Raw genomic sequence first — 25,526 nt, 5'->3', positions numbered from 1 at the left:
GTGTTGCAGGCTTGGAGGTTTAAGTGCAGGAAAACTAACAGGACAGGAAGAAGCATCTCGCCGTTGGACAACTACATAAAGACTTGCAGCTTGTTTAACTGGTACTGTCTATACGGAAAGAAGTGAACCAGGTTGAAAACGATTGAAAAGAATTCCTCTGCCTATCTTCTGCTTGTTCTTGCCAATGCCATTTGGGGCGGGAATTTCGTCATTGGCCGGTTGGGGGCAGAGTATTTTCCGCCCATCACCTTTTCGCTACTAAGGTGGGGAGTGGCATTTTTATTGCTGACGCCGTTTCTGGCGAAGCCATTGCTCAGGGACTTTAAGGTTTTATGGAAACATCGATATATTCTCCTTCTGTTAAGCGTGACAGGAGTGGCTGGATATAACACGATCATTTACTTTTCACTGCATTTCACCACTTCCATCAACGCGTCGCTGGTCAATTCGGTGACTCCATTGTTCATCGGTGTCTTTTCGTTTTTCATGCTAAAAGAAAGGCTCTCGGGATGGCAGGCAGCAGGCATGATTTTATCGGTCATTGGAATTGTCTTTATTCTTTCGAAAGGATCATGGGAAGCCTTGCTGGCATTCAGGTTCAACCCGGGAGATTTGTTTGTTTTGGTGGCTGTAGTCGCCTGGAGCATTTATTCAATTGTGATTAAGAAGTACGCTAAGGTTTTGCCCGCTTTTACCACCTTGTATGTGACATCCTTTGTTGGAATCCTAATCCTGATGCCATTAAGCTTTCTCGAATTAAGTCTGGGAGAGGCTGAGGTTATTTTTAACAGAGAAAGCCTTCTCATCTTGAGTTATGTCGGCTGCTTTGCTTCCATTGTGGCATTCCTTTCCTGGAATACAGGCGTCGCAAAAACAGGGGCTGCCAAGTCGGGCATCTTTATTAATCTGCTGCCGGTGTTTGCCGCGCTGTTTGCTACGCTTTTTGCAGGGGAAGAATTTTTATGGTACCAAATGGTCGGGGGAGTCATTGTTCTCATTGGAGTTGTTTTGTCTTCACACAAAAAGGAGACAACTGAAAAGAACGGAAGAATCCCGCTTTCTGTTGCGAAGTAGGATACGGTGCGTACAGAAGTTTTTTTCCATTTTTAGTTAATAATGACCCTGAACCCTCCCTAAATGATTTAGAATGAAATAGAACATGAGAACCGTCCCCTTGCATCAAATGGGAAACATTGCTACCATACTTTCCTGCAGGTTGCTTATGCTAATAAGGCTTTAAAAAGTCTGTAAAGGATGGTGTTCAGTTTGCGTGGACAGCGTATGTGGCTTCCGATATTGGCATCAGCAGGAATAGGTGCAGCTGCTTATTACAGCATGACTCGTGGGAAAAACGTAGGACAGGCCATGCAGGCCGTTTTGCCGATTGTCTCTAACCTAACTGGCAAAGGATCCAGGGGCCAGCAGTATTCCTGACCAAAACTTTTTAAGGCAATGGGGGGTAAGCTTCATTCATGAAGCTTATCCCTTTGTTATTTTATCTGCACCTCTTTTAATGTTATTATAAAAAATGTGGTGTATTTTTCACCGAACTGCCCACAGCTTTGATTCAACCAAAGGAGCCAATACATAATGAAGAAAAAACCGTGCAGTGCATCAAGAACGATTCAGACTGACCTGGTTTTGCCGAACGATACTAACGGACATAACACCCTATTTGGGGGAGCTCTTATGAGCAGGATTGACCGGGTTGCCGGTATTGCCGCCATGAAGCATTGCCGAATGGCGACGGTAACCGCCAGCATGGACTCAGTCGATTTCTTGCATCCCATTACCTTGAGGGATGCGGTAACACTTGAAGCTTTCGTTACATGGACAGGAAAAAGCTCCATGGAAGTATTCGTCAGCGTGACCGCCGAGAACACTTTTACCGGGGAAAAAAGGGCCGCGGCTACCTCCTTTTTAACCTTTGTCGCTTTGGATGAAAAAGGAAACCCAACCGCTGTTCCTTCCGTTTACCCGGAAACGGAAGAGGAAGAATTTTTATTTTCATCAGGTGAGGAAAGAGCCCAAAACAGGAAAATGCGAAGGTCGCATAGCAGGGAATTTGCCTCAAAGTTTGGGGCAAAGAAATAAGGCAGCTTGATTTCCCAAAGTGCTAAGGCAGATTGTTCTTAGCACTTTTTAGCGTATTTCTTCTATTTTATAGAGCGCCGGATTGGCATTATGGTTCAGGCTTTGGGCAGAGGCCCATAGGTTGGCCAAAAACCTTGGCATCATTTGCTGGGAAGGAAGGAGCCCATATCTGGAAAAATAGACAAAAAGCTTTAGGTAATCCCGCGCGTTGATGGGCAGATGGATCTTTTCAGTGTAATACTGGTTATCTGTAATGGTGGCAAACGAGCGGGTTTCAAATCCGGTAACAAAACGGGTCTTTTCGCCATTCAACTCATTCTCGATAAAATGAATCCTTTTTATGATGGTTGGATCATCTGGGCCGTCATAGTTCGCAAGCCGTCCCTGGATGAAGGGCGGAACATCATCGACATCATGGACGATAGACAAAACATGCCCGTACGCTTTGTCGTGGCCCTCATAAATGGGCTCCAGCTCCAGCTCCTGGAGCAAATCAATTAGCGGGAGCTTCTTGTCTTCCAGGTATTCAGGCCTGAAAATTTGTCTTGAAAGCTTAAGTTCATCCAATGAATGACACCCAAACGAAGTAAGGAAGAACCAATTTCCCCGATCATCAAGACTCACAGTGTAGGACTTCCCGCCTTTTTCAATAAAATAGTCGGTCCATCGGTTATCCCTGTCAAAGGTGAAATCTCTCTGTTCACTGCTAGCAGGTGTAAATCCGAATGGATGCTGAATGGGCACAGCTACTTCAGAGTAAAGTTTTCCTTCCATAAAATCACCTTTCTCCACTTCTCTTTTCTCACACCTTTTTCCCTGTACAGGATGCCCGATAAACAATTGGTTTCATTCATGGGGAAGAACACGAAAGGGTAGGGGGGTGCCACAGCGCTCCTTCATATTGCGAACCAAAAGGCACGCATCAAATTATATGCGTGCCTTTTAGTGAAGAGATTGTATTATTTCAGTCCTGCTTCGACTTCTTTTACCATCTCGGCTACAGAGGTTAGACCGCCGCCGGAAAGATACCAGTAATCCGCATTTAGGTAGACAACATTTCCATCTTTCACGGCTTTTGTATTTTCAACAAGTTTATTTTCAATAACGGATTTGGCAGAAGCCTTACCGCCAACCGCAATTCCGCGGTCAACCACGAACAGGTAGTCCGGATCTTTTTCAAGGAGGTACTCGAATGAAATATTTTGGCCATGCGTGGAAGCTTCAATGTTTTCGTCAACCGGCTTTACTCCAAAGACATCATGCAGCAAGCCAAAGCGTGATCCTGGCCCATAGGCACTGAGGTTTCCTTCATTAGCAAGAACAATCAGGCCATTTTTATCCATAGCCGAAGCTTTTTCATGAAGGCTGTCAATCGCCTTTTCCACTTCTGCAAGTTCTGCTTCTACTTCCTTCTCCTTGCCGAAAATTTCTCCTAGCGTCTTCGCATTTTCCTTATAGGAATCCATATATCTAGTAGTATCCACACCCATGAAAATGGTAGGGGCGATTTCGCTGAACTCTTCATAAGAGTCCTGCTGCCTGCCGGAGATGATAATCAGGTCAGGGGCCATTTCATTAATGGCCTCAAAGTCCGGTTCTTTAAGTCCGCCGGCATTTTTATATTTGGCATCCTTATATTTTTCAAGATATGTAGGCACATTCGCCTGGGGCAGGCCAGTCACTTCAACGCCAAGTTTATCAAGGGAGTCTAGTACACCAAAATCAAAAACGACAACCTTTTCAGGATTTTTTGTTACTGTTGTTTCGCCAAGCTGGTGTTTAACGGTGATTGTTTCTGGTTCAGATGCTGCTGCTTCTTTTTCAGTGCCTGCTGGAGCACTTGAGCTCGTGCCACAAGCGGCAGTGAATATTGCCATTGTGACAATAAGGAAAAATAGTGCAAGTTTCTTGTTCATTGTAATCCACCTCATAAAGTTTTTTAATCTACCTAAATGATAATGATTTTCAGTATCATTTGTCAATGGTGAAATTGTGAAAATTTTTCGTTGGGTGGTTTTATGGGAGGATGAACAATTTTTGGTGAATTGGCAAAATAATAGAAATTATATTTAAATTACTTATATAATGGGGTAACGACAAGAAAAAAGGGAGAGTTGCAAATGGAAGTTTATCAAGCGGGTATGGAGGATTTAGAAGGGATTGCCGGTTTATTTAATCTTTATAGAGAGTTTTACGAACAGGGCAGTGATTTGGAAGGTACGAAAACATACATAAAAGAACGCTTGGAGAATCAGGATTCGGTCATCTTTGTTGCTAAAAACGAAGAGCATTATCTAGGTTTCACCCAGCTTTACCCTACATTTTCGTCCATCTCCATGAAAAGGGCCTGGATTTTGAATGACCTGTTTGTTGTGGCAGATGCAAGAAAACAGGGTGTGGGGGAGAAGCTGTTAGACAAGGCCAAAGAGCTGGCGATAGAAACCGGAGCGAAGAGCCTCAGCCTCAGTACCGCGTCAGACAATATTTCTGCCCAAAGGCTGTATGAGAGATATGGATACAAACGCGATGAAGAGTTTTATCATTACGATTTAACGATTGGGTAGGTAGAGGCCTTTTGGAATACTCTGTAAGAAAAAACTTTTGGGCACGTCCTTTTGAATGAGGCATGAGAACCGTCCCCGTGCTCTACACATCTGCCTATACTCCCGGACTGTTCCTGAATAAAATATACGGAATTTGCCACCGAAGGAGGAGGGGTAGAATGTCTAAAGGGAAAAAGGAAAGGGTCATCCACGTTGACAACCTGATTATCCATGCCAAGAATGTCAAAATCATTCACGATAAGGAAGACCATCACCATCATCAGCCAAAAGAAACACATGAACACATTGCTGAAGAATCACCCAGAAGGAACCATTGGGATTCGTTTATGTGGGGTGGCTTCGGACGGGAACAGCAGCATGAAGATGAAAAATGAGTTTTGCATTTAAGGAGCGGGGGATTTTCTCCCGCTCTTATATGTATTTAGGCATTTTATTTATTTTTAATTACCACAGCTATACATAATTCATCGTCCAATGTGTGCTAGCAAACGTATATCTTTTTGATGCATCAGTGATATCTAATGCTATTCCATTGGTAAGGTTACCTTTTTGAGATATAAACGCAATTGGGGAGGAGAAAGCGGGCATACTTAATAAATACTGTCACCAATATAGCAATAAGCAAGGATAAGCCACATAGCCTATAAAGACAGATCGTCATTTTTGAGGCCTCCACAGCAGCTGTGTTTGGGATATAATGGAGGAAGGGTCGATAGGATCTTTATTTTATAAGGGGGTAATACAGTGGAACATATATTTGAAGATGCCCATCAACATAGCCGCCATAATCGAAGTACTTTGGGGGAGGACCAGCTCTGCGGCTGCTTCCATTGTTTAAGGATTTTTAACCCAAATGAAATTGATGAATGGCTGGATCATGAGACCACAGCTGTATGCCCTTATTGCGGCATCGATTCTATCATCGGTGAAGGTTCAGGAAATACCCTTACGAAAGCTTTTTTGCAGGAAATGCACAACAGGTGGTTTTAACCGAACTTCGCCAGTGTTTTTTTTAGAAAAGAAAGGGAACAACAATTATAAGCCTGGCTTTTTAAGCCGGGGTAAAAAATTTTACACCTTAGGAGGCACTGGCGAATGAACGAGATTATTGTATACACTACCAATACTTGACCGTATTGCACAATGATGAAAGAATTCCTTGAGGCTCAAGGATTAAACTACAAAGAAGTGAATGTTCAGCATGATCCGATTGCGGCTCAAAGGCTGGTCGATGAGACCGGACAAATGGGCGTCCCGCAAACCAAGGTAAATGGCCATTGGGTGCTCGGGTTTGATCCAGAAACGCTTATGCAGCATGTCAAAAAGTAAATAAAATAGTTAAGCCTGCAGATCACGATGAGCGAGTCTGCAGGCTTTTTATTGCTTTTATCGGTTCACATGGTTAAGGATTTTTTGCTATCAGAAATTTGTGCAGTGCTGGAAGATGATTTTTCACCTAAAGCCACCGCTAAAATCATCAATATGATGCAAGATGTTCCAAGCCATTGGTACATTCCGAATGATTGCTTCAGCCAAAAGACGGTGGTCAAAACGGCCGCCAGGGGCTCAATGCTTCCAAGCAGGCTCGATTCCTTCGGCAGGAGGCTTTGCAGGCTTTCTATATAAAACCAAAAGGCAATCATGGTTCCAAAAATAATCACAAAGAAAAGGTATGCATATCCTTCGAGCGTTAACGCTTGGAAGTCCATCTGCCACGGAGGATGTACAAAGCTTAAGGCAATCCCCCCAATCACCATCGCCCATCCAACAATAACAAGGGAGTCAAACTTTTTTAATAAAGGAATGGCATATAAAGTATAAAATGCCAAAGCGACTCCTGATAAAATCCCCCAGACGATTGCAGGTGCCGGCACCGATAATTGGGAAAGGGAACCGTTTGTTAACAGGAAAAAGCAACCTGCCAAAGCCAGCGAAATAGTCAGAAGATCTCTTCTTGTGGGCTCCCCCTGTCTGCGTAAAATCAAGTAAACGATAATCATCGCCGGAGCGGTGTATTGCAGGAGTGTGGCCACTGCGGCATTGCCATGTTGAATGGAAGCCATATATGTATATTGGACTGCAAGCATTCCGAGCAGCCCGAAGATCAACAAGTGAATGGCAGTGTTTCTGCTTTGCCAAACCGCAATGATTTGGGAGCGCTCCTTTCCGAAAAATTTCAATCCTAAAAGCAAGAAACCCGCAATAAGCAATCGAGTGGTAACAAGCCAATCCACATCCATCCCAAACTCGTCAAACAGCTTTTTGGCAACCGTGCCGCCAATTCCCCATAAAGCCGCCCCCGTCATAACGAGAAATATCCCTTTTTTCCTGTCCATATATCCTAGCACCCTTCGGATTCTAAATAGTCTTACAATAAACCAATCATAAATCGATTATACTTTTGATGCAAGGGGACGGTTCTGCTGCCTCATTTTCTGGGGGAGCGGCGGCTGATAATGAACCGAACTCGTTACCATTCCAGGAGACTAATCAATCATTTTAATGACTCCTTTCACTCCCATAATGATTAGCCTGATCAGCCCCTCCGATAACACGATCAAAACATCAAATACTGAAGAAGCAAAGGTGTGCCATCTGACCTCTTTGTGCTCCGCCTTCCTTCTGCGTTCTTCCCTTGCCAATTTGCGCTGTTTTAACGATTTCATACCTACCGCCTCCTGTAAATGGTAGCTATAATACGGAGGGAGCAAAAGTAAGTTCCAAAAATTTCAAAATATTTATTTTCCTGGTTCCATTGAAATGGTATTCTATTGGAAAGCAAGGAACCGGCCAGCCGATTACAAGTTCAGGGTTGTTGCGCAAAATCCCGAAACAGAAGATAAAGCCGCCGACTATGAAATGTGGGTTAGACCATACACGGATAAAGTGGAGGTTATGTGGGATGGTAACAACCATGCCTACAGAATCGGGTCTGCAATCGTTTAAAAATTTATATTCAAGTGGTGATGGTATGGCTATTTTTCACAGTAAAGGAATATTAGTGTGGCTCGGCGTAAGTATAGTCTTCATCTTTTTAGTTGATTTATTTACCTTTAATCCGAATGTTACCTCAGGCAATGGAAATCCCGGACTCCTGTTTGTCGTGCCGGCAGCGGCGCTGTTTGCCCTTTTTGCGAGAAGTTTGTGGAAGGGTTTGGGAAGGATTGATGTAAGTTCAATTATGCGGATGAAAATGGGGTTGGGAGCATTTGCCCTTTTTCTTTTGTTTTGCCTTCTGGAATATAAGTTTATGGTAAATCTAATTACCAGCCTAGGAGGCCCACCGGAAATAATCAGCTCAAAGATCTATCGCTACCCCTGGCTAAATCAATATACCAACACCTTGTTTATTAACTTTTATACCCTCGGTATAGTGGTAAATGGCGTCATTCTATTAAAAATTATTGCATGCAGTATCAGGAAGAAATAATACTAGGAAAAAATTAAATTTAATCAATATGGAATACAAAAAAACCACAAATGGACAAGAATTAAATAAGTGATAAGCCCGCGTCTTACTGGAATATATATAAATATTAAAAGCAGATGGAGGGTTTATCTATGGCACTGGTTTCAATCTATACGGTTGGCAGACTCAACCACCCCTATGACCACCCGGCCTCTCGTGATTTTTATCAAGCAGGAGACGAAGTATTTCGGCAGGCGACTAAATCAGGACAACTAGTGGAGGCCTTTTCGGCAGAAGGAGTTCCTTTTCCTGAAGAGGCCATGAAGGGGAATGGTTTTCCTGTTATTACCTTAACAGTCTGGAAAAGTCTTTCATCCTTATATCGGTTTACCTATTCAGGCAACCATAGGCAGGCACTGCAGGATAGAAGCAAATGGATGGAGCCTTACCAAGAAAAACACCTTTCTTATGTCGTGTGGTGGACAAAGCAGCTCAAGGATGTGTCATGGCAGGAGGCTTTCAAAAGGTACCATTATTATGTTGAAAATGGACCCACTCCTTATGGTTTTGATTTTAAGACTCCATTTGATGAAAACGGGGTGGTGTGCCAAATGAAGTAGGACCAGCAGGGGAGAAAAGCTACTTTAAACAACGGGGCAGTAACATTCTAAAAGTAAAAGTGACATGATAGAATAAAAACAATCCGCTATCGGCAAAAACCCCCCGGATGCTATAAAAGCAGGGGGAGTTTTTATACAATAAAGCTGTTCCTGCCTTCTCGGTTCCTCAGTTCACATACTTCCCATATTCAGGCTTGGCGATGTCATCAAAGTTGTTAGCCAATTTTTCGAGGCGGTCTGTCAGCAGTTGCCCTAACATTGGCAATCCATGTCCGGTAATGGCGGCTGTTGGCTTAAGTGCAGCCAATTTCAGGACGGATTCTTTTGCCGCTTTCCAGTCTGTTGTCAAATAGCGCGGCGGACCGCTGATTTCCTGTTCCTGTGTCAAGACTTTATATAGATATTCCTGCTTTACAGTAACAAAGGCATCTCCGGCAATCAATGCCCCGTCGCTTCCCCTGAACAAGGAAACATGGCCTGGAGTGTGTCCTGGAGTGTGGATCCATTTGAAACCTGTCATTTCAGGAACAGTCCCATCAGCCGGCAGTGGTTTTACGTTGTTACCGAGGTTTATTGGTTCAGTTGGGAACATGGGTGACATTTTGGCCACCATGCCACCTTCAACCGTTGGGTCGGGATCAGGATAGCTTTGTTGTCCTGTCAGAAAAGGCAGTTCCAATTCGTGTGCGTACACTGATACTTCCCATCGTTTCACAAGTTCTATTACTGCTCCTACATGGTCGAAATGTCCGTGAGTTAAAATGATCGCTTTTGGACGGCTGTTTTCGCCAAACCGGTTTTCAACAGCTGAAATGATTTCCTCCGCTGAATCAGGCATCCCTGCATCAACCAAAACAAAATTATTGGAATTAGGGTCCCCAACCATGTGAATATTGACAATCTGTACCGTGTAGCAAAACAGGTCAGGCAAAACCTGGATACCTGTACCGCTTCCCACGGACGTAGCCGGAATATATTTATAATCGCTGCCGTAATTCATTTGTTTGTCCATCAGTAACTCCTCCCTAAAACGTCATACGTAATTATGATTCCCGCGCTTTTTTAAATAACTAGCGCAAATTTTTGTCATTTGCGGTCATCCACTCCCATTGCTTCCTAAACAATATGGTCATTTCAGCATATTGAGCCTATCCCGTTTTTTTATTAAAATGGAAAGAGAAGGAAAACAATACCAGAGGATAGGGTGTTTAAATGGCCGGATCCAATGAAACCAATACCGGAAAAGGTGAACAAAACAGACTGACCATCCAGTCAAAACTGCAATTGCTGTCCCGTAATTTTCAGCCTATGGTAGACAGGTTTTACCAAGCCAAGGAGGATCCTGATTGGGACAACTATCGATTTGACCTCTATATAAGGAATCCGGCAAGATTGGCGATGGGGTCATTAAAGCATGGGAGCCTGATTAAAATCCTGCATTATCTAGCAGGAGCAATCGGCATTTTTTTTCTTGGAAGTGCTATAGATGATGTAGCGGCGTTTCTGGAAGGAACCATTTTGGTTAAAAATGAACTGCTTGAGGGTATCATTACAAATAACGGAGAAAGCAAAGTGGAGGATGTGCTAGGGAAAATTGGCGGGTTTCTGCTCATCTTCATTCCTTTTTACATCGTCTTATATACGGTTTTGCATTTATGGAACATACCAAAGGCGCGTTCCCAGATGAAAGACTGGAACCATCCGCTTTTTAATCTGGGGCTCTACTATAAAGCGAATCCAAATGAATACAGTCTGATTGAGCCATTTACAAGGGAATATTTCCAGTTTCAGCAATTTGAAGAATATGTACTGCAAGCATCCAGCTCCGAGATTCTCGAATTGGTCGCGATGGAACTATACAAGCTAAAGGCAGATTATGAGGAGCAGAAAAAACAGCTGTTGGTGTTCAACTCGGAAAAACAGGGACTCAATGAATTACTCGATGTTTTCCAGAGGAATTTTGTCAGGGCGGCTGAAGCAATGGTCAAGAATGATTACCGGAATTTTGAGCTTGATTTTGGATTGATTAGTCCCCGGTATTCGATTTATGAACTGCAAAAAGGGCAGTCTCATGCGGTCCGGATTGAGCCTAACACGATTCCTGGAGCCAGCAAGCAGATTGAGGTCGACAGCCATTCGGACGAACCGGTAATCCGATTGTATTTCAGTCCCCATTCCTTCACGTATTACCAGAAAAGCAAGGCGGCATGTTTCAAAGTGGCAGTAGCAAATGGGCTTACCTGGATTATCAAGTATGAAGTAAACGAGGAACTGGCTGCAAGAATGAAATATTTGACAACAGACGAGAATATTGTGAAGGAAGATGCTATAATTAGTAAAAACATATATGAAATTATCCGGCTGCACCTGCATTTGCAATATAAAGTTCATCATGTTGATGTTGAAAAAGGAGGAGAGAGGTAATGGGCAATCAATTAAAAATCGAGAATGTACATGTTCCCTCCAAGAGACTCCAGCATATGCGAAAGCCAAGGAAAGTGAAGCTTCATAAAAAAGGAACAGAGCATCTCATCTCCATCGACCAACATAAACTTAGCCCCAGAGGCCAGGCTGTGAAAGCCATGCTTGAAAACGAAAGAAAACATATTATCCAGCATCAGGAAGAAATCGATGCAAAATTCAATTCCTTGTTTGAATTGCTAAAGAAATAACCCTTCTCACCGAGAAGGGTTTTTGTTTGGCAAATGACTGTGGATCATATCAATTAAACCATCCAGCCGAAAGAGGACGTCTTCGCTTTGCTTCAGAATCGCATTCCTGCGGTTCCTGTCAATCTCCTGCAGGGTTTTCATTTCTTTATAGCTCCGTTCAATATTCCCGATCGAAGTATCCATCTCCATATAAACCTCCAGAATTCGTTATGTACTTATTTTTATAATATTCATTTGCCGCCGGAATATTGAATGATTATTATTACTTAAAAGCTTCCTCAAGGATAGTGGGTGGGCTGGTCGATTCATTCCTCCGAAATTAGCCCATCGTCAAAAGGAATGTTTTGAAATTGTGTTTTCCCAAACTTTTTGTAAGCGATTCTTACAGTGGCTATGTCAATATCGGTTTCCTGATCCATCAGCTCGGCTATTAATGCCAAACTAAATTCGCCTTCCACTTTATAGCCTTTCACTTGAAGCAGCTCATCAGTAATTCCCTCATTAATTGCACTTTCTTCATCAAAACTCCCGCGCTGCTGGTTGGATATATACGTTTCTATCCGAAAGTGATCATCATCTTTCGCCAAAATATCTCCATTCGTTTTTATAAATTCCACCTTCTGAAGGGTTGGGTTGCCGAAACCTTCCCAATGAAAAAGATAATCTACATAATAAGCCTTCTCATCTTTAAAAAGTCCCTTCACTAATGATGTGTGGCTCCACTTTGTAAATTGCCCATTATGGATTGCAAAATTTAAAAACCAGGCTATGCCAACCACTAAAATCGTTGAAATTCCAAAACCATATAATGTTTTTTTCATCAGGTCCCCCTCAACAAAAGTCATCTATCCCATGTCGCCAATTTCGACAGCATACTTTATGTTTATGTTCAGAGGTTCTACAATTCAACCAGAAATTCCTTCTTTTGAAAGGGAGGATGTTCAGATTTGCGCTTGCCACCTCGTGTCAATGCCTGTTTTCGCAGGGACCGGCTCATTTTGGGTACTGACAGCGCATCTCAGGACCACTTTTTGGAGGGACCGGCTCATTTTGGGTACTGACAGCGCATCTCAGGACCACTTTTTGGAGGGGGCGGCTCATTTTGGGTACTGACACTGCATCTCAATGCCTCTTTTTGGAGGGGACGGCTCATTTTGGGTACTGACACTGCGTCTCAGGACCACTTTTTGGAGGGGGCGGCTCATTTTGGGTACTGACAGCGCATCTCAATGCCTTTTTTGGGAGGGACCGGCTCATTTTGGGTACTGACACTGCATCTCAATGCCTCTTTTTGGAGGGACCAGCTGATTTTTGGTTCTGACCCTACGTCTCAATGCCTTTTTTCACAGAGACCAGCTGATTTTGGGTTCTGACACTATTTCCCGCACTCATGTCCCCACACCTTTTACTTTTTTGTAACCATTCGTTACCATTCTTCTACTTTTCCTTTACCATTCCTTAACTTGTTGGCTTTGATTTGACTTTATTATACAGATATAAGCCAAAACAAATTGGAGGAAAGGAACAATGAGAAAAGTAATGTTTGCGGGTTTGGCCCTGTCGATGCTGGGCAGTCCGGTGCTAATGAACACGGAGGTATTGGCCCAGGTAAAAAGTGAAAATGCCCAAATGGTCAAGGTATTGAGCAATGAAATGGCGGTTCAAGTTGCGGCGGATTTTGCGGCTGCATCCGCCTATGTCCAACGAGGAGGAGACTACCAAGAAGGAGAATACAGGACTTTTACCCATAAAGGTCAAACGTACCGTTACCTGGCTGCTGATATAGACACCCACAAAGAGTTGATGAAGTACATGGCTAACTCGCTGACAGAGAAAGCCGCAGAGAATTTTATCAAGGCACAGGGTCTGATTCTTCATATAGGGAAACTTGCACAGCTTGAAGCAGATGGGGGCTCCTTGTTGAACTGGGAACAGGCTGAAGCTGAATTAGTCAGGGAAGAAAAACAATCCGCGGTATACAGGTTATTCGTACCGGTTGGGGAAACAGGCGAAAGGCAGACCTATATTGCCGAATACCAGAATCTAAAAAGCAGCGGCTGGCGGATTAGCAAAGAGCCATCCCTTGATCTAGACATTCCGTTCAACATCAACCCAGCCTTCGTTTTCTTCCATTATCTATTGGTCGATGCAGAGGTTTCGAAAGACCAGTTCATTGACCGGGAAAGCTTTCCCGTTGACGAGTTCAAAAAAGGAATCACCAAGTTGGAAGTGAGAAGTTTGAATGAAGTGGCCAGAAACAGCTCACAGGTCGAATATGAAGCAAGGTTTTACGTAGAACTGGAAAGCGGCTATGAAGGTAGCTTAACAAAGGGAATAAATCAAATGTATTTCCTGATTCAGCCAACTGGGGAAATGGAATTTAAAATCGAAAGTGCCGGAACTGCAAGACAACTTTTAAAGAAATAGTTGGTAAAAAAAATGAATGGAGGAATCAAAATGAGTATGTCAGTTCGTTTGCAAAAAAACATTTTCATCATTCTGTCGGCGGTAATAGTTGTCTTGGCTCTCTTGTTCAGTTCCATGCCTAAAGCAGAGGCATCGGTTTCATGGGGGCAGGAAGTGGTAGAGGTAGCGAAGCGTTACATTGGCACGAAGTATAAATGGGGAGGAACCAATCCAAAGCAGGGATTTGATGCCTCCGGCTACACTCAATATGTGTTTAAAACCTCAGCTGCAAAAATAAAGCTCCCACGTACCTCCAAAGAACAGTATTTAAAAGGAAAGTCCGTGAAAAAGTCACAGCTGAAGCAGGGGGATCTGGTGTTCTTCAAAACAGATGGAAAGAATGTATCTTTTGTTGGCATTTATGATGGCAAAGGGCAGTTTTTGGCAGCCACCTCCAATGGTGTCAGATACCAATCGCTTAACACAAAATATTGGAAGGACCGCTATGTTGGGGCAAAACGGGTTTTAAAGGAATAGTCGAGCAAGCCAAATATAAAAAACCAAGCTGACAAGAAAATAATGTAAAGTTTCCTCTTCCCATTTTCCTGACCATTTGGTTTAATAAGGGTATCGGGACGTAGCTCAGCTTGGTAGAGCACTAGCATGGGGTGCTAGGGGTCGCAGGTTCAATTCCTGTCGTCCCGATTACATCCAGAAGCCTGCCTATTTTGGTAGGCTTTTTTTATCGGGAAAACAAAAAACTTTGACCCTTTATCAAGAATTTATAAGTAGGAAGAACCTTGAAGCGGGCTGCTGCTTTATGGATCATGGTGTTTTTATTCCCAAGTTTGATTGGCTGTTCCTTAAACGAGGATACGAGCGAAACGGAAGGCTATATTATATACGTGGAAAAAGGGCAGATCCTTCTGGCTGAAAATCTAACAGAAAGCCAATATAACGAAATTAAAGATATCCCAATAGATGACTTGATATCCCAATCAATGGTCCCTGGCCTTATTTACCTGTCTTACAGCCTGGCAGAAAGATTTGAGAAAGGCGATAAAGTGTCAGCAGTCCTTACAGGTGAAGTAGCAGAATCCTATCCGGCACAGGCAAAGGCAAAGAAAATAGAAAAGCTTCAGGCCATGGACTAAAGGCATTTGCCAGATAAAGCACAATGTCAAATTTTGCAGGAATTGGAGAGAGTGGAAGTGAGCATGAATTCTTCGTTGAAAGACCATTTGCATACGCTTGAAGAGAAGCTGCTGTCACCGGAGGTACGCGCGTCAAAAAAAGAATTGACCCAGCTTTTGTCACAGAAATTTTTTGAGATTGGCAGTTCAGGACGGATGCTGTACCGGGATGGAATTGATGAAGGGGGAATCGGGGAGGTCAGGATGCAGTTGAGCGAGTTTGACATTCACCCGCTAAGTGATGGAATTGTGCTGGCCACCTACCGCATTTTTAATGAAATAACAAAGCAGCATTCACTGAGAAGTTCCATCTGGAGACTTGAGGGAGACACCTGGAAAATGGTTTTCCACCAGGGAACAAAAACAGAGGCTCCATGCCAGAATACATAGGGGGAAGAAATGATGAACACTGCAATAGGTACGAAAGAGGCAATTAAACGGTGGGATGGTTTCGCTGATACATATGCTTCCCATCACACTGAAAACGGGGACATTCATAAAGAGGTCTTTCTGAATTCAGTCCTTTTTGAACTGATGGGGGACGTGAAAGGGAAAAGAGTGCTGGATGCCGGCTGCGGCGAGGGGTACCTGAGCAGGCTGATGGCCAAACAAGGTGCTACAGTGACCGCAGTGGATTTTGCGCCAAGAATGCTTGAAATTGCCATGGAACGAACGCCTGATCAGATGGATATCGATTTTCGCCATGGAAATCTGGAACATCTTGACCTGTTCAATGACGGTCTTTTCGATTTGGCTGTCTCGAACATGGTGCTGCAGGACCTCGCCAATGTAGAGAGTGCTTTAAAAGAAATTTACAGGGTGCTCGTCCCTGGAGGCTGCTTTGTGATGTCTATTCTTCACCCTTGTTTTATTACGCCTGAAAGCGGCTGGGAGAAGAATGATAGCGGTGACAAGCTCCATTGGAATGTCGACCAATATTTTTATGAAGGAGCTTACGAGCAAAAGCTTGGAAAGATGGTCCTATTCCACCGGACGCTCACAACCTATATCAATACGATGATAAAATCTGGATTTTCATTGGAAAGGATCGTTGAACCTACACCATCACAAGAAATGCTGAAAAAACATCCTACCTTTGAAGAGGATTTCCGATGTGCTGATTTTATCGTTTTTAAGCTGAGAAAGGCGGGCGTGGAAAGTCAGTCAAGCTGGTTCAGCCCAATCGTCCCGTAATATGTATGCGATATACCTAATATCCAAAAGGTGTATTAAACATGAAGATGGTTAGAAAAGCGTTCGCTGCTTCTTTCCTCATCCATCTATTTTATATAGCAATTACTCTGTTAACAGGCTACATACTAACCAAAAACTACGAACCTGATCTTTCAAACGAATGGGACAGCGTCGTGGTCCTTCAAAGTGAAGTGGCATTCGGAGTTGTACAAGGTTCTCCGTTTTATGTCGTTTTCAGCCTTATGGCTGGAGCCGTTCTATGCTGGATTATTCTTTATACTTGGAGTAAGGTATCTAAGGTTAAGGGTTGATAATGTTTTGTTGGAATAAAAGCGAAATGGAGTTCGGCCTGATGAAAGTGTCATCAGGCCGATTTTATTATTTAGGCTGGAGAAATACGAGTATTTTTCCAGCCTCAACATCTTTCGTGTAGCGCTCTGCATCTTCATCAGAGAGTCCAATATCTTTAAGAGCAGGCAGCAATCCCCCGGATCCGGAATTGGCTCCGACCATCGCCCCTCCAAGCATCGTAATAATAGGGCCTGCAGCCAATACAGCGCCAAGGCCAGGAACCAGGACAGCCGGCAATCCAACGATCATCCCTGCCATGCCGAGGGCTCCTCCGGTTGCCGCTCCAGCAATGGCTCCATCCATAGCGGAAGGCTCAACTTCCTTTGTGATTTCAGAATCCCCATCTTTGTTTTTAGCAATGACGGAAATTTCTTCGGCTGCATAGCCTCTCGTTTTTAACTTTTCAACGGCCTCTGCCGCTAGTTTTTCATTTTCATATACACCAATCACTTGATCTTTCATAACTATAACCTCCTCACTATGGATGCTTACCCTTTCTAGCAGTTTTTTAGCCCTTTTTATGTGCTTATTTAACTATTTCACACTAATTTTAGGGAAGCTTTCGATAGGGGAGTTTGTTCTGCTTTTCTACCTACCGTTTATTCTCAGTGTGCCAAGGACTAGGCGATAAATAAAAAAAGAGAATCCAGCCAGGCCTGCAATCCCGATGAGAATGAAAAACCATGTTTGCTCAACAAAAATCATACCGGCCGTAAACAGCAATAAACAAAAAACGGCACCCAGAATGTTTCTTCCTAATTCTTTTTTCACTTGATAATCCACTCCTCTATAAAAAAGAAAATAAGTTCCTGCCTAGTTCGATAGTTTCTGCTTTATTCTAATCCAATTCAAGATGGATGATATTACTGTTTCAAGCTCCCTGCCGGCAGGGGTCAATTCATAATGTGCTTTTTTTTGCGAAGGAATCATAGCTTTTATTATCAAACCTTCCTTCTCCAGTTCCCTCAGCCGCTCGGTGAGCAGCCTGTCGGAAATGCCAGGAATGTTTTCTGTCAGTTCCGAAAAGCGCTTAGGTCCATTCAGCAATTGATAGATAATGATTCCCATCCATCTTTTGCCGATAAATTCAATGGTCCCATGGAAATCATGGCAGATGCCCTCGAGATCTTGGCTTTGATGATTACAATCTGTATCGGTCTTTTTCATCTAAAAACCCCGCTTGTTCTTAAATCTGTTTTCTTATTATAACACAAGCCTCCTCACTTGACTGATTAACTTACCAATAGTAAGCTAATTGACGAACTTACTATTCATAAGTTATTTAGTCTAGGGAGGAACAAACATGTCAACGAGCACAGCAGAAAACATAACCAGTGTGATTAGGGAACGCCAGTCTGTACGTAAATATGACCCGAATTTCACCATTTCCCGCCAGGAAATCGAAGAAATACTGGAAGATGCCATCCAGGCTCCTTCTTCAAGCAATCTTCAGCCTTGGCGTTTTATCGTCATCGATGACCAGGAGACAAAGAAAGAGCTTCGCCAAATTGCGAATAATCAGGAGCAGGTTGAAACCTCTTCAGCAGTGATTGCCGTATTGGCAGATAAAGAAATGTACCAAAACATCGAGAAGGTGTACCGCAGCAACTATGAAGCGGGCTATATGGATGAAGCTAACATGCAGCGCATGATTGATAATTCCCATTCGCTGTATGGTTCATTGCCGGAAGAAATCCGGAAGAATATTGCTTCCTTTGATACCGGCCTTGTCACGATGCAGATTATGCTGCTTGCGAAAGCAAAAGGGTATGACACGGTCCCAATGGGTGGATTTGACAAACAAAAATTCATGGAAAAGTTCCAGGTATCCGACCGTTATATGCCAGTGCTTCTGCTTGCGATAGGAAAAGCTGCAGCACCAGCCTTTAAAACCACACGCATCCCATTGAAAGACATCGTGGAATTTGTTTAATAGATCAGCCTAGCTCAATCCAAAAAGGATTGGGCTTTTTTTGTGTCCGTTAGGAGGGAAACGAAAGATGAACCTGAGCCACAAATTCAATCGGGATTAGCATTTCTATAAAAAGGGAAAATACAATTTAACAACTTTAAAAAACTTAAAATTATCATAATAGTAGATATTTTAGTCAAAAAATTATTATAATAGAATATGAGAGATGAAATTTAAGAAGACAGGAAAAGGTGCGTTCCATGAAACGGACTTGCTTATTCACACCTTAGACGGAGCACCTACTCTTTTGCAAAGGAAGGTTATCATGAGCAATATGACGAAGAAAACAGACATCATTTTAATTGGTGCCGGAGTCATGAGCGCGACTTTGGGATCATTACTGAAAGAGTTAGCACCAGAATGGGAAATCAAAGTGTTTGAGAAACTGGAAAAGGCAGGAGAAGAAAGCTCCAATGAATGGAACAATGCAGGGACGGGGCATGCTGCGCTTTGCGAGCTGAATTATACGACCGAAAAAGAGGACGGTTCCATCGATATTAACAAAGCGGTAAAGGTGAACGAACAGTTTCAGGTTTCAAGGCAGTTTTGGTCGTATCTGGTCAACTCGAACCTGATTTCCAATCCGCAGGATTTTATCATGCCCATCCCTCATATGAGTTTTGTTGAGGGGGAAAAGAATGTTCAGTTCCTTAAAAATCGTTTTAAAGCGCTAACAAAAAATCCATTGTTTAAGGGAATGGAATACACCGAGGACCCTGAAAAACTTAAGGAATGGGTTCCGCTCATCATGGAAGGCCGCAGCGTCAATGAACCAATCGCGGCCACCAAAATCGATTCCGGAACCGACGTGAACTTCGGGGCGTTAACCCGCATGCTGTTTGAACATCTTGAGCGGCAGAATGTCGAAGTCAATTACCGGCATCAAGTAGAGGACATCCAGCGCACAAGCGACGGGTTGTGGGAATTGAAAATCTGGAATATGGCTACCGGAAATATTGAGCGGCATACAGCCAAATTTGTTTTTATCGGCGGAGGCGGGGGAAGCTTGCCGCTGCTTCAAAAAACAGGAATCCCTGAATCCAGGCATATTGGCGGTTTCCCTGTAAGCGGACTATTCATGGTCTGCAAGAATCCGGAGGTTGCTGAACAGCATCATGCGAAAGTTTACGGTAAAGCGAAGGTGGGCGCTCCGCCAATGAGCGTTCCGCATCTTGATACAAGATTTATCGACAACAAAAAAACGTTGCTGTTCGGGCCATTTGCCGGCTTTTCGCCTAAATTCCTTAAAACCGGATCAAACCTTGATTTAATTGGTTCTGTAAAGCCGAATAATGTGATCACCATGCTGGCCGCAGGCGTCAAAGAGATGGCGTTGACCAAGTACCTGATTCAGCAGGTTATGCTGTCTAATGAGCAGCGAATGGAAGAACTACGCGAGTTTATCCCGAATGCCAAGAGTGAGGATTGGGATGTCGTGACGGCAGGCCAGCGTGTGCAGGTTATCAAGGATACAGAGGCCGGAAAAGGAACACTTCAGTTTGGTACGGAAGTTGTAACAGCTTCGGATGGTTCGGTTGCAGCCCTTCTTGGAGCTTCTCCGGGCGCTTCAACTGCTGTCCACGTCATGCTTGAAGTATTGGAAAGATGCTTCCCGGAAAATATGTTCAAGTGGCAGTCAAAAATACAGGAAATGATTCCTTCTTACGGTGTGTCGCTATCGGACAATCCTGCGCTATTTGAAAAGGTGCACACATCAACTGAGCAAGCGCTCGGTCTGGGCGGCAAAGAACCGGCTTACATCAATGCTTAGAAATAAGTGATAACGACGTCAAAAAACCTTCAATCCATTTCAGATTGAAGGTTTTATTATTTAGAGTCGGTTTTAGGCCTGTTTTCCACCATCTTCAACTGGTTCAAAATCTTTTTTGAAAACGGAATGCTTGTTTCCAAGTTTATTGATCAGAATATATGTGGTATCCAGCTCTTTCTCGACTTCATATTCCTCTCCTACCACGAATTCCATTTCATAGCCTTCGTTGTTCGTGCAAAGGACCTTTTTCATGCTAAAGCCTCCCGGAAAAATTTCTTGCTATAGAATTCGCCTGTAAGGCTTTTTTTATGACTGTTTTTCCTCGCTTTAAAAATGGACAGAAAAGCCGATTGATAATGTTCACCCATTATTTAGCCTGCCAGTTTTTTCTGTTTCCCTGGATGCTGCTTTTTTTTCATTTCTATTGTTCTGAAGCTCATCGTAGGCCGAATTGGTCACATAGATGATCTGATTGTGTGCATGCTGACGATGCTGCATTTTATCCATCCTTTCCAAAGTGTATTTTTGGCTGGTGGTGATTGGGTGCTGTTTGAGGGGAATAAAATCACTTTTAGTTAGGTAGCTCAAGATAGAATAAGTCACGATGAAGGCAGAAGAGGGATTCATTTCCCTCTTCTTGTCAAAAGCACCTTTGGAATTTAAACCGACATTTGATTCATCGCTTTGTGAATGACTTCTACCACAAAAGGATCTCGGTGTTCCAGCTCTTCGAGGGTAACAGATCCATTTTTTAAACTATCACAAATCTCGTTAATATCCTCTTGAACTGAGACCGGTACTAAGTTCCATGTCATCATTTTTTGTAGCTCGGTAGCCACTCTTGTTTCTTGATTCATAAAAAACGCTCCTTCAAAGATGTTCTCTGTTTGATTTACATAGTTAAATTTTAACCAGGAAGGAAGTGCACTTAGCGTCAGGAGTCTTTACGTCCCAGTTCCTGAATCGATACATCTTTAGGAAGATGTGGGTATCCGCGTTTTTCCTCATTTGCAGGTCCTGTAAGATCATTTCTCTTATCGAGAACTTTTCCGGAAAATGTAACAGGAGTCTCAATTTTCATCGTTATCACCTCCATTAGTAGGATGGGGTTTTTTAATGAATATTATTTAATGGCAGGAGATAAACTATTCCTACATTGGGTTATCGCCAAGCGGTAAGGCAACGGACTTTGACTCCGTCATTCGTAGGTTCGAATCCTGCTAGCCCAGCCATACATAAAGAACGCCCGTCTTCTTCTGAGACGGGCGTTTTTTAATGCACATCACACATCCCATATAATTATGGCAGTATGAGGTATAAATTATATAAATATATTTTTGGGGCAGGTCTTTTTTTCTGCTTAGCAAAAGGCATGGAAAAAGAAGTTTGACTTTAAAGGAAATTAAAACGATAACGGCGAAGGTAAACTCATGAAAAAAATAGGCGGAGGTATTTGCATGGATAACAATATGCTTAGCAAGTTGTTAAAATCCGGGGTGGTAGCGGTTGTGCGCAGAGTCGAGCGAAAAAAAACAATGAATGTAGTGTCCTCTCTTGTGTCTGGCGGAGTGACGGGAATAGAGATAACGATGGATTCAGAAGATGTTCTTGGTACGATCCAGGAAGCCTCAGCAAGGTTTGGCCATAAGGCTGTTATTGGAGCGGGAACTGTTCTCGATGGCAAAAGCGCACAGCAGGCAATCGAGGCAGGCGCAGAATTTATTTTTGCACCAACACTAAAACGGGAAACCATTGAGTCAGCAAAGGGACTAGAAAAAATCGTTATCCCGGGAGTGTTTACGCCAACGGAAATTTTACAGGCTCACGAATGGGGAGCGGACGTGGTAAAGGTATTTCCCGCAAGCACCCTGGGGCCGGATTTTATTAAGCAGGTGCGTGCTCCCCTGGGCCATGTCAAAATGATGCCAACTGGAGGAGTGCAGTTGTCAAATACAAAGGCTTTCATCCAGGCGGGTTCAGTGGCGGTAGGGGTTGGCGGGTCTCTGGTACGGAAGGATTTGATTGAGGACCAAAAATGGGAGGAATTATCCCGGCTTGCAGAGCAGTTTGTGAAAAGAGTAAAAGAGGGAAGGTTGATGAGGTGAAAAATAATTCAAATTTTATTGACAAGTCAGAAAACTAAATATTATTATGTGATTAGGCGGTAGATTTTAAATCATCATACATAGTTTTGTATTATAAAACCGATAATCCTGGTTTTTTTAAACCACTTGCACCAAAACTTAGTTTTATAATATAAAACTTCATGAGTAGCACCTTATAATTTTCACCCAATAATGATACCGCTTACATTTTTTAAAAAGGAGTTGTGAAAATGAAAAAATTTATGACCACAACAGCAGGTATTGTTCTTGGTGCCACCGTTCTTCTTGCTGGCTGCGGTAGCTCCGAGACCGCGGGATCAGAAAAAGCATCAGGAGGGGAACCTGCCAAGACGATAAAAGTAGCTCATTATTTCGCTGAGGATCATCCTCAAAACGTGGCCCTGAAAGAGAAGTTCAAAACAATAGTGGAAGAGGAATCAAGCGGCAGCCTTAAGGTCCAGATTTTCCCTAACAGCACACTGGGTGCCGAAAAAGAATTTTATGACGGGGTAAGGAACGGAACGATTGAAATGGGGATCCCCGGCTTGATCATGCAGGCCGATATTCCCAAAATGGCGGTGCCTGAGTGGCCATTCCTGTTCAAGGATTTTGAGCATGTGAAAGCTGTTTTGAACGGCCCGATCGGGGAAGAATTAACGGCTGACCTGGAAACTCAGCATGGAGTAAAACCACTAGCCTGGAGTGCGAACGGATTCAGGATGTTCTCTTCAAACAGGACCCTTGAAAACCTGGATGATTTCGATGGGTTACGTATCAGGATGCCCAATATCCCAAACTATATTACTCTAGGAAAACTGCTGGGAGCCAATGTAACACCTCTGCCGATCTCGGAAGTATTTAGCGCCCTTGAGCAGAAGGTAGTAGATGGGCAGGACAATCCAATCGCTACGTTAAAGGCTTCAGGCTGGTATGAAGTCCAGAGTGATGTCCTCGAGTCGAAGCATATGTTCAGCCCAAACGTGTACATCATTAACAGCAAGTTTTGGGAAGGATTGACGAAGGAGCAGCAGGAGATCGTTGAAAAGGCCTCCAAAGAAGCGGCAGAGTACGAATTTGAATTGCTGGAAAAGAGCTATGAAGAAGATAAAAAATTCCTTGAAGAACATAACGTCAAATTTACCACTCCTTCAGAAGAGTTTGCCAAGGAAATGGAAAATGCGGCCCAGCCTTTGTATGAAGACATATTTAAACAGAATCCTTGGGCCAAAGAACTGGTTGAGAGGATCAAAGCAGAAGCCAAGTAAGGAGGAATGGAAATGCTAAAGACTGCCGCCAATATACTAAATAAATTTTTGAACGGGACCATTGCTTTATCCCTGGCCTTCATGTCTCTCCTGGTTTTTGGAAATGTGATTCTCCGTTATGCATTTAACTCCGGGATTACATGGTCGGAGGAAATGTCGAGGTTTTTGTTCGTCTGGATGGTCTTTCTCGGCGCTATCGCCGCCTTGAAGGACAATATGCACCTTGGGGTAGACATTGTCACCAACGCGCTTCCGCCAAAGCTAAGGAAAATCGCTTATGTGATTAGCAATCTTCTCGTTTTATATGTTTTATATCTCCTTCTGGTTGGAAGCTGGAAAATGACCTTGTTGAATATGAACAGTACCGCCCCGGCCACGGGTCTTCCGCTCTCTTATCTTTACGGAATTGGTATTTTAACAAGCCTGTCGATGGCTGGCATCATCATTATCCGGATGGTGCAGAACCTGATGGGGAAAGAAGATGCAAACCTGACAATGGTCTCCACTACGGACGAAATAATCAAGGGAGAGCTGCAGGCCCAGGAACTGAACAAGCAAACGAACATTCAGTCGGGAAAAATCAGCGGTTAATCAGGATGAAAAAGGAGGAGGAACAATGGTTGGTGTTTTTTTAGGATCACTATTCGGTTCACTGGCGCTTGGAGTGCCTATTGCGTTTGCCCTGATTTTGGCAGGTGTTGCCATCATGTTTGCACTGGATATGATGGATGCACAAATTGTCGCCCAAAACCTGATTAATGGTGCCAATAACTTCTCGCTGATGGCAATCCCATTCTTTGTACTCGCGGGAGAACTTATGAACGCTGGCGGAATCTCCAAACGTATTGTCGGATTTGCTATGTCTCTTGTCGGGCACATCCGGGGCGGGCTGGGATATGTGGCCATCATCGCAAGTATTTTGTTTGCAGGCCTTTCGGGATCCGCGGTAGCGGACACAGCAGCCTTGGGCGCTATATTGATTCCGATGATGATTGCCAGAGGCTATGATGTCAACCGTTCAACAGGCTTGATATGTGCCTCCGGTATTATTGCACCGGTCATTCCGCCAAGCATCCCGATGATTATCTACGGGGTGACAGCAGGTGTTTCCATCACCCAGCTTTTTATGGGCGGAATCGTTCCCGGGATTATGATGGGCGTGGGATTAATCACCGCATGGTCATTCATCGCAAGAAAAGATAAAAGCGAACTGCCAAAGCGGCAAACTCGCAGGGAAATCATGGAGTCGATCAGGCAGGCCAGCTGGGCTTTGCTTCTTCCAGTCATTATCATCGGCGGCCTGAGAGGCGGAATTTTCACTCCAACGGAAGCTGCTGTGGTTGCCGCCTTCTATGCCTTATTCGTGGGAGTGGCGGTCTACAGGGAATTGGAATTGAAAGATTTGAGCCATGTGCTTGTGGCTTCCGCTAAAACCACCGCGGTTGTCATGTTCGTCGCGGCAGCAGCGATGGTTTCTGCGTGGCTGATTACGGTTGCCGATGTTCCGGGACAGATGGCCGCTGCTCTAGGCGGACTGGTTGAGAATCCGTTAATGCTGATGCTTTTCATCAATTTGATTCTATTGGCGGTAGGGCTTGTAATGGATCTTACGCCGGCTCTTCTGATTTTTACACCGGTGTTTCTTCCTCTTGCAAAGCTGGCTGGAATTGACCCTGTCTATTTCGGAATTATCATGATCATCAATCTTTGCATCGGATTGATTACCCCGCCGGTCGGCACGGTTCTGTATGTAGGCTGCGGAATCAGCAGGATTAATATTGGCGCATTGACAAGGGGAATATGGCCGTTTGTACTGGTCCATATCATTGTCCTCATTTTACTGATATTATTCCCTTCGATTGTTACTGTGCCGTTGAAGCTTCTGACATAACCAATCTATTTTCGGGAGG

Annotated in this window: 38 protein-coding genes and 2 tRNA genes; 26 read left to right on the top strand and 14 right to left on the bottom strand. The window is 43.6% G+C overall.

Going from position 1 to position 25,526, the window contains the following annotated elements:
* The first annotated feature begins 132 nt into the window (after positions 1–132).
* The 3 genes from WQ57_RS17410 to WQ57_RS17400 all read left to right on the top strand — a co-directional run bounded on the left by WQ57_RS17410 (position 133) and on the right by WQ57_RS17400 (position 2,094).
* Positions 133–1,074 carry a DMT family transporter gene (locus WQ57_RS17410; protein WP_156183175.1) on the top strand — a complete coding sequence of 314 codons (942 nt, stop codon included), beginning with the start codon at positions 133–135 and terminating at the stop codon, positions 1,072–1,074.
* A gap of 192 nt (positions 1,075–1,266) precedes the next feature.
* A complete protein-coding gene (locus WQ57_RS26755; protein WP_241481569.1) occupies positions 1,267–1,434 on the top strand; it encodes a hypothetical protein in 168 nt (55 codons plus the stop codon).
* A 156-nt stretch (positions 1,435–1,590) separates the two neighbouring features.
* The gene (locus WQ57_RS17400; protein WP_046525036.1) at positions 1,591–2,094 is read left to right on the top strand and encodes an acyl-CoA thioesterase; all 504 of its coding nucleotides are present in this window, start codon (positions 1,591–1,593) and stop codon (positions 2,092–2,094) included.
* 48 nt (positions 2,095–2,142) lie between these two features.
* On the opposite strand, the gene WQ57_RS27095 is transcribed toward WQ57_RS17400, so the two are convergent.
* Positions 2,143–2,868 (bottom strand): hypothetical protein, encoded by a 726-nt coding sequence (locus WQ57_RS27095; RefSeq protein ID WP_046525035.1) that lies wholly within the window; start codon positions 2,866–2,868, stop codon positions 2,143–2,145.
* Positions 2,869–3,053: 185 nt separating this feature from the next.
* Entirely contained in the window at positions 3,054–4,010 is a 957-nt protein-coding gene (locus WQ57_RS17390) for a siderophore ABC transporter substrate-binding protein (RefSeq protein WP_046525034.1), read from the bottom strand.
* Between the two features lie 204 nt (positions 4,011–4,214).
* Between WQ57_RS17390 and WQ57_RS17385 the strand changes: the two genes are divergently transcribed.
* From WQ57_RS17385 to WQ57_RS17370, 4 genes are all read left to right on the top strand, one after another.
* Positions 4,215–4,658: a GNAT family N-acetyltransferase gene (locus WQ57_RS17385; protein ID WP_046525033.1), complete on the top strand. Its 444-nt coding sequence runs from the start codon at positions 4,215–4,217 to the stop codon at positions 4,656–4,658.
* Positions 4,659–4,816: 158 nt separating this feature from the next.
* Positions 4,817–5,032 carry a hypothetical protein gene (locus tag WQ57_RS17380; protein ID WP_046525032.1) on the top strand — a complete coding sequence of 72 codons (216 nt, stop codon included), beginning with the start codon at positions 4,817–4,819 and terminating at the stop codon, positions 5,030–5,032.
* A 370-nt stretch (positions 5,033–5,402) separates the two neighbouring features.
* Positions 5,403–5,648, top strand: coding sequence for a hypothetical protein (locus tag WQ57_RS17375; protein ID WP_046525031.1), 246 nt, complete (start codon positions 5,403–5,405; stop codon positions 5,646–5,648).
* A gap of 105 nt (positions 5,649–5,753) precedes the next feature.
* Positions 5,754–5,987 (top strand): glutaredoxin family protein, encoded by a 234-nt coding sequence (locus WQ57_RS17370; protein WP_084820313.1) that lies wholly within the window; start codon positions 5,754–5,756, stop codon positions 5,985–5,987.
* A 65-nt stretch (positions 5,988–6,052) separates the two neighbouring features.
* Here WQ57_RS17370 and WQ57_RS17365 read toward each other — a convergent pair whose 3' ends face one another.
* Positions 6,053–6,994: an EamA family transporter gene (locus WQ57_RS17365; protein WP_046525029.1), complete on the bottom strand. Its 942-nt coding sequence runs from the start codon at positions 6,992–6,994 to the stop codon at positions 6,053–6,055.
* A 150-nt stretch (positions 6,995–7,144) separates the two neighbouring features.
* Complete coding sequence (locus WQ57_RS17360) at positions 7,145–7,324, bottom strand: hypothetical protein (RefSeq protein ID WP_046525028.1); 180 nt, start codon at positions 7,322–7,324, stop codon at positions 7,145–7,147.
* Positions 7,325–7,418: 94 nt separating this feature from the next.
* On the opposite strand from WQ57_RS17360, the gene WQ57_RS26890 reads away from it, so the two are divergent.
* From WQ57_RS26890 to WQ57_RS17350, 3 genes are all read left to right on the top strand, one after another.
* On the top strand, positions 7,419–7,604 hold the full coding sequence (locus WQ57_RS26890; protein ID WP_162200616.1) for a hypothetical protein: 186 nt from the start codon (positions 7,419–7,421) through the stop codon (positions 7,602–7,604).
* Positions 7,561–8,088, top strand: coding sequence for a hypothetical protein (locus WQ57_RS17355; RefSeq protein WP_046525027.1), 528 nt, complete (start codon positions 7,561–7,563; stop codon positions 8,086–8,088). The genes WQ57_RS26890 and WQ57_RS17355 overlap by 44 nt, the downstream gene beginning before the upstream one ends.
* A 131-nt stretch (positions 8,089–8,219) precedes the next feature.
* Complete coding sequence (locus WQ57_RS17350; protein ID WP_046525026.1) at positions 8,220–8,687, top strand: DUF3291 domain-containing protein; 468 nt, start codon at positions 8,220–8,222, stop codon at positions 8,685–8,687.
* 166 nt (positions 8,688–8,853) lie between these two features.
* Here WQ57_RS17350 and WQ57_RS17345 read toward each other — a convergent pair whose 3' ends face one another.
* Positions 8,854–9,699 carry an MBL fold metallo-hydrolase gene (locus WQ57_RS17345; protein ID WP_046525025.1) on the bottom strand — a complete coding sequence of 282 codons (846 nt, stop codon included), beginning with the start codon at positions 9,697–9,699 and terminating at the stop codon, positions 8,854–8,856.
* A gap of 200 nt (positions 9,700–9,899) precedes the next feature.
* Here WQ57_RS17345 and WQ57_RS17340 point away from each other — a divergent pair, with 200 nt between their 5' ends.
* Entirely contained in the window at positions 9,900–11,111 is a 1,212-nt protein-coding gene (locus WQ57_RS17340) for a hypothetical protein (RefSeq protein ID WP_046525024.1), read from the top strand.
* A complete protein-coding gene (locus WQ57_RS17335; RefSeq protein ID WP_046525023.1) occupies positions 11,111–11,359 on the top strand; it encodes a hypothetical protein in 249 nt (82 codons plus the stop codon). Before WQ57_RS17340 ends, WQ57_RS17335 begins: the two co-directional genes overlap by 1 nt.
* A 6-nt stretch (positions 11,360–11,365) precedes the next feature.
* On the opposite strand, the gene WQ57_RS17330 is transcribed toward WQ57_RS17335, so the two are convergent.
* Both WQ57_RS17330 and WQ57_RS17325 read right to left on the bottom strand, forming a co-directional pair.
* Positions 11,366–11,548, bottom strand: a complete 183-nt coding sequence (locus WQ57_RS17330; protein WP_046525022.1) for a hypothetical protein — start codon at positions 11,546–11,548, stop codon at positions 11,366–11,368.
* A gap of 116 nt (positions 11,549–11,664) precedes the next feature.
* Complete coding sequence (locus WQ57_RS17325) at positions 11,665–12,180, bottom strand: hypothetical protein (protein ID WP_046525021.1); 516 nt, start codon at positions 12,178–12,180, stop codon at positions 11,665–11,667.
* A 706-nt stretch (positions 12,181–12,886) separates the two neighbouring features.
* Here WQ57_RS17325 and WQ57_RS25755 point away from each other — a divergent pair.
* The 7 genes from WQ57_RS25755 to WQ57_RS17290 all read left to right on the top strand — a co-directional run bounded on the left by WQ57_RS25755 (position 12,887) and on the right by WQ57_RS17290 (position 16,463).
* On the top strand, positions 12,887–13,786 hold the full coding sequence (locus tag WQ57_RS25755; protein WP_052948798.1) for a DL-endopeptidase inhibitor IseA family protein: 900 nt from the start codon (positions 12,887–12,889) through the stop codon (positions 13,784–13,786).
* A gap of 30 nt (positions 13,787–13,816) precedes the next feature.
* Positions 13,817–14,302, top strand: a complete 486-nt coding sequence (locus WQ57_RS17315) for a C40 family peptidase (RefSeq protein ID WP_046525020.1) — start codon at positions 13,817–13,819, stop codon at positions 14,300–14,302.
* A 94-nt stretch (positions 14,303–14,396) separates the two neighbouring features.
* Positions 14,397–14,470, top strand: a tRNA-Pro gene (locus tag WQ57_RS17310).
* Positions 14,471–14,565: 95 nt separating this feature from the next.
* Positions 14,566–14,919 (top strand): DUF3221 domain-containing protein, encoded by a 354-nt coding sequence (locus WQ57_RS17305; RefSeq protein ID WP_046525019.1) that lies wholly within the window; start codon positions 14,566–14,568, stop codon positions 14,917–14,919.
* A gap of 63 nt (positions 14,920–14,982) precedes the next feature.
* Entirely contained in the window at positions 14,983–15,348 is a 366-nt protein-coding gene (locus WQ57_RS17300; protein WP_046525040.1) for a nuclear transport factor 2 family protein, read from the top strand.
* A 12-nt stretch (positions 15,349–15,360) separates the two neighbouring features.
* Entirely contained in the window at positions 15,361–16,152 is a 792-nt protein-coding gene (locus tag WQ57_RS17295) for a class I SAM-dependent methyltransferase (protein ID WP_046525018.1), read from the top strand.
* A 41-nt stretch (positions 16,153–16,193) separates the two neighbouring features.
* Positions 16,194–16,463, top strand: coding sequence for a hypothetical protein (locus WQ57_RS17290; protein WP_046525017.1), 270 nt, complete (start codon positions 16,194–16,196; stop codon positions 16,461–16,463).
* Positions 16,464–16,530: 67 nt separating this feature from the next.
* Here WQ57_RS17290 and WQ57_RS17285 read toward each other — a convergent pair whose 3' ends face one another.
* The 3 genes from WQ57_RS17285 to WQ57_RS17275 form a co-directional block, all read right to left on the bottom strand.
* The gene (locus WQ57_RS17285) at positions 16,531–16,965 is read right to left on the bottom strand and encodes a general stress protein (RefSeq protein WP_046525016.1); all 435 of its coding nucleotides are present in this window, start codon (positions 16,963–16,965) and stop codon (positions 16,531–16,533) included.
* 126 nt (positions 16,966–17,091) lie between these two features.
* On the bottom strand, positions 17,092–17,274 hold the full coding sequence (locus WQ57_RS17280) for a hypothetical protein (RefSeq protein ID WP_046525015.1): 183 nt from the start codon (positions 17,272–17,274) through the stop codon (positions 17,092–17,094).
* A gap of 42 nt (positions 17,275–17,316) precedes the next feature.
* Positions 17,317–17,670: a winged helix-turn-helix transcriptional regulator gene (locus WQ57_RS17275; protein WP_084820312.1), complete on the bottom strand. Its 354-nt coding sequence runs from the start codon at positions 17,668–17,670 to the stop codon at positions 17,317–17,319.
* Between the two features lie 136 nt (positions 17,671–17,806).
* Between WQ57_RS17275 and WQ57_RS17270 the strand changes: the two genes are divergently transcribed.
* Positions 17,807–18,436 carry a nitroreductase family protein gene (locus tag WQ57_RS17270; protein ID WP_046525014.1) on the top strand — a complete coding sequence of 210 codons (630 nt, stop codon included), beginning with the start codon at positions 17,807–17,809 and terminating at the stop codon, positions 18,434–18,436.
* 205 nt (positions 18,437–18,641) lie between these two features.
* Positions 18,642–20,246 carry a malate:quinone oxidoreductase gene (locus tag WQ57_RS17265; protein WP_084820311.1) on the top strand — a complete coding sequence of 535 codons (1,605 nt, stop codon included), beginning with the start codon at positions 18,642–18,644 and terminating at the stop codon, positions 20,244–20,246.
* Positions 20,247–20,318: 72 nt separating this feature from the next.
* Here the strand turns inward: WQ57_RS17265 and WQ57_RS17260 are convergent, their stop codons facing one another.
* The 4 genes from WQ57_RS17260 to WQ57_RS26745 all read right to left on the bottom strand — a co-directional run bounded on the left by WQ57_RS17260 (position 20,319) and on the right by WQ57_RS26745 (position 21,327).
* A complete protein-coding gene (locus WQ57_RS17260; protein WP_046525012.1) occupies positions 20,319–20,498 on the bottom strand; it encodes a DUF7244 family protein in 180 nt (59 codons plus the stop codon).
* A 108-nt stretch (positions 20,499–20,606) separates the two neighbouring features.
* The gene (locus tag WQ57_RS26750; protein ID WP_156183173.1) at positions 20,607–20,744 is read right to left on the bottom strand and encodes a hypothetical protein; all 138 of its coding nucleotides are present in this window, start codon (positions 20,742–20,744) and stop codon (positions 20,607–20,609) included.
* A gap of 161 nt (positions 20,745–20,905) precedes the next feature.
* Positions 20,906–21,103: a hypothetical protein gene (locus WQ57_RS17250; protein WP_046525010.1), complete on the bottom strand. Its 198-nt coding sequence runs from the start codon at positions 21,101–21,103 to the stop codon at positions 20,906–20,908.
* 77 nt (positions 21,104–21,180) lie between these two features.
* Entirely contained in the window at positions 21,181–21,327 is a 147-nt protein-coding gene (locus WQ57_RS26745) for a hypothetical protein (RefSeq protein ID WP_156183172.1), read from the bottom strand.
* A 76-nt stretch (positions 21,328–21,403) separates the two neighbouring features.
* On the opposite strand from WQ57_RS26745, the gene WQ57_RS17245 reads away from it, so the two are divergent.
* The 5 genes from WQ57_RS17245 to WQ57_RS17225 all read left to right on the top strand — a co-directional run bounded on the left by WQ57_RS17245 (position 21,404) and on the right by WQ57_RS17225 (position 25,507).
* Positions 21,404–21,478 (top strand) — tRNA-Gln (locus tag WQ57_RS17245).
* 225 nt (positions 21,479–21,703) lie between these two features.
* Positions 21,704–22,351, top strand: coding sequence for a bifunctional 4-hydroxy-2-oxoglutarate aldolase/2-dehydro-3-deoxy-phosphogluconate aldolase (locus WQ57_RS17240; RefSeq protein WP_046525009.1), 648 nt, complete (start codon positions 21,704–21,706; stop codon positions 22,349–22,351).
* Positions 22,352–22,581: 230 nt separating this feature from the next.
* The gene (locus tag WQ57_RS17235) at positions 22,582–23,616 is read left to right on the top strand and encodes a TRAP transporter substrate-binding protein (protein ID WP_046525008.1); all 1,035 of its coding nucleotides are present in this window, start codon (positions 22,582–22,584) and stop codon (positions 23,614–23,616) included.
* A 12-nt stretch (positions 23,617–23,628) separates the two neighbouring features.
* Positions 23,629–24,207, top strand: a complete 579-nt coding sequence (locus tag WQ57_RS17230) for a TRAP transporter small permease (protein ID WP_046525007.1) — start codon at positions 23,629–23,631, stop codon at positions 24,205–24,207.
* 25 nt (positions 24,208–24,232) lie between these two features.
* A complete protein-coding gene (locus tag WQ57_RS17225; RefSeq protein ID WP_046525006.1) occupies positions 24,233–25,507 on the top strand; it encodes a TRAP transporter large permease in 1,275 nt (424 codons plus the stop codon).
* Positions 25,508–25,526 lie beyond the last annotated feature (19 nt).

It is taken from the genome of Mesobacillus campisalis (assembly GCF_000986785.1).
In the GTDB taxonomy this organism is placed as follows: domain Bacteria; phylum Bacillota; class Bacilli; order Bacillales; family Cytobacillaceae; genus Mesobacillus_B; species Mesobacillus_B campisalis.
The sequence above is the reverse complement of the archived record's forward strand: the minus strand, read 5'-3'. Positions and strand labels throughout refer to the sequence as shown.